The organism is Ornithinibacter sp. (assembly GCF_035443565.1).
GTDB lineage: Bacteria > Actinomycetota > Actinomycetes > Actinomycetales > Dermatophilaceae > Fodinibacter.
The window spans coordinates 5277-7315 of record NZ_DAORSO010000116.1; the positions used below are offsets into that span (position 1 = coordinate 5277).

Consider the following 2039-nt stretch of genomic DNA (forward strand, 5'->3'; position numbering starts at 1 on the left):
CGGGCGCCCTCGACGTGGGAGCGGTTGCAGGGCACGTCCTCGTACCTGCTGACCTATCTCGGGATCGCCCTCCTCGTCGGGCTCGTCGGGTCGTGGCTGCTGTCCAGGCGCATCAAGCGCCAGACCCGGGGGCTGGAGCCGGGCGAGATCGCCGGGCTCGCCGAGCACCGCGAGGCCATGCTGCGCGGCATCGCCGAGGGTGTCATCGCCCTGGACCCCCAGCACCGCATCACCCTGGTCAACGAGGTGGCCCGCCAGCTGCTCGACCTGCCCGAGCACGCCATCGGCACCTCGATCGAGGACCTGCGCATCGAGGGCCGGCTGCGCGAGGTGCTGGCAGGGGAGAACACCCGCAACACCCCCGGCCTCGACCCCGAGGACCACGTCACCGCGGCGCGCGACGAGGTGGTGATCCGGCGCGGGCGCGTGCTCGTGATGAACACCATGCGCGTGGTGAGTGGGGACCGCGTGCTCGGTACCGTCACGACGATGAGGGACCGCACCGCACTGGCCGACCTCGAGCGCGAGATCGGCTCGTTCCGCTCGACGTCGCACGTGCTGCGCGCCCAGGCCCACGAGTTCGCCAACCAGCTGCACACCATCAGCGGCCTCATCCAGATCGGGGAGATCGACGAGGTGGTGCGCTATGTCGACACCGTCACCGAGCGGCGGCACGCGCTCGACCTCACCCTGAGCAGCCTCGTGCGCGACCCGACGATCGCGGCACTGCTCATGGCCAAGGTCGCGGCGGCCAACGAGCGCCGGGTCGACCTGGTCATCAGCGAGGAGAGCGGCCTCGAGCGCCTCGAGGCGCACGACGCGGCCGACGTCGCCACGGTGCTCGGCAACCTCGTCGACAACGCCCTCGAGCACGCGCCGCGGGGCACGGCATCCCCGCCGTGGGTTCGGGTGCGGGTGCGCCAGGACCAGAGCAGCGTCGAGATCGTCGTCACCGACTCCGGGCCCGGCATCCCCGACGAGCTCGTCAGCTCGATCTTCGAGCACGGGATCACGACGAAGCGCGTCGACCCCATGGAGCACGGCGTGGGCCTGGCGCTGACCCGGCTCGTCTGCCGGCGGCGCGGGGGCGAGATCACCGTCGAGCGCGAGGACGGCGCCACGTCGTTCGTCGCCCGACTCGGGGTGTCGACCATCGCCGATACGGTTGCTGCGGAGGCATTCTCATGATCAGGGTGCTCGTCGTCGACGACGACTTCATGGTGGCCCGCATCCACGTCGGGTTCGTCGAGCGGGTGGCCGGTTTCGAGGTCGTCGGCGTCGCCCACACCGGCACCCAGGCCGCGGATGCCGTGGCTCGCCTTCGCCCGGACCTCCTCCTGCTCGACCTCTACCTCCCCGACCGGTTCGGCCTGGACCTCCTCACCGACCTGCGCCGGGGCGAGCACCCCTGCGACGCCATCGTCATCACCGCCGCCAAGGAGGGGGATGCCGTGCGCGCTGCCGTGCGCCTCGGTGTCGCCGACTACCTCCTCAAGCCCTTCGGCTTCCCGGACCTCGAGGAGCGCCTCGTGCGCTACGCCGCCCAGCGGCGCCTGCTCGACGGCACCGAGGTGCACGGGCAGGAGGACGTCGACCGCGTCTTCGTGCGGGCGGCGGGCACGGCGGGGACGGCCGTCGCCCTCCCCAAGGGGATGAGCACCGAGACCGCGCGGCTCGTCGAGGACGCCCTCACCGCTGCGCCGGAGACCCTGTCCGCGACCGAGGTCGCCGACCTCGTCGGCCTGTCCCGGGTCAGCGCCCGGCGCTACCTCGAGCACTTCGTCTCGGTCGGCCAAGCCCACGTGCGGCTGCGCTACGGCGCGACCGGCCGGCCGGAGCGCCGCTACCGGTGGGTGGCCTGACGTGGCCAACGCACCGGCCGCCGGACAGGCCCTCGACGTGCTCGGGCTCATCGCCCGGCGCGGCGAGCCGGTGCCCGCAGCAGCCATCGCGCGTGACCTCGGGCTGCCCCGGTCAACCGTCTACCACCTGCTCACGGTGCTCGTGGACCGCGGGTACGTGCGCCACCTGCCCGAGGC

3 protein-coding genes are annotated in these 2039 nt (G+C 72.7%); all 3 read left to right on the forward strand.

All coding sequences use genetic code 11. The features are described 5' to 3' along the window. A partial coding sequence (locus PLL68_RS11090; protein WP_324534064.1) for a sensor histidine kinase occupies positions 1-1188 on the forward strand: 1188 nt, incomplete at its 5' end. Beyond that, positions 1185-1862, forward strand: coding sequence for a response regulator (locus PLL68_RS11095; protein WP_324534066.1), 678 nt, complete (start codon positions 1185-1187; stop codon positions 1860-1862). The genes PLL68_RS11090 and PLL68_RS11095, both read left to right, overlap by 4 nt. A gap of 37 nt (positions 1863-1899) precedes the next feature. Then, positions 1900-2039 (forward strand): helix-turn-helix domain-containing protein (locus tag PLL68_RS11100; RefSeq protein ID WP_502910698.1); only part of this gene is annotated, 140 nt, incomplete at its 3' end.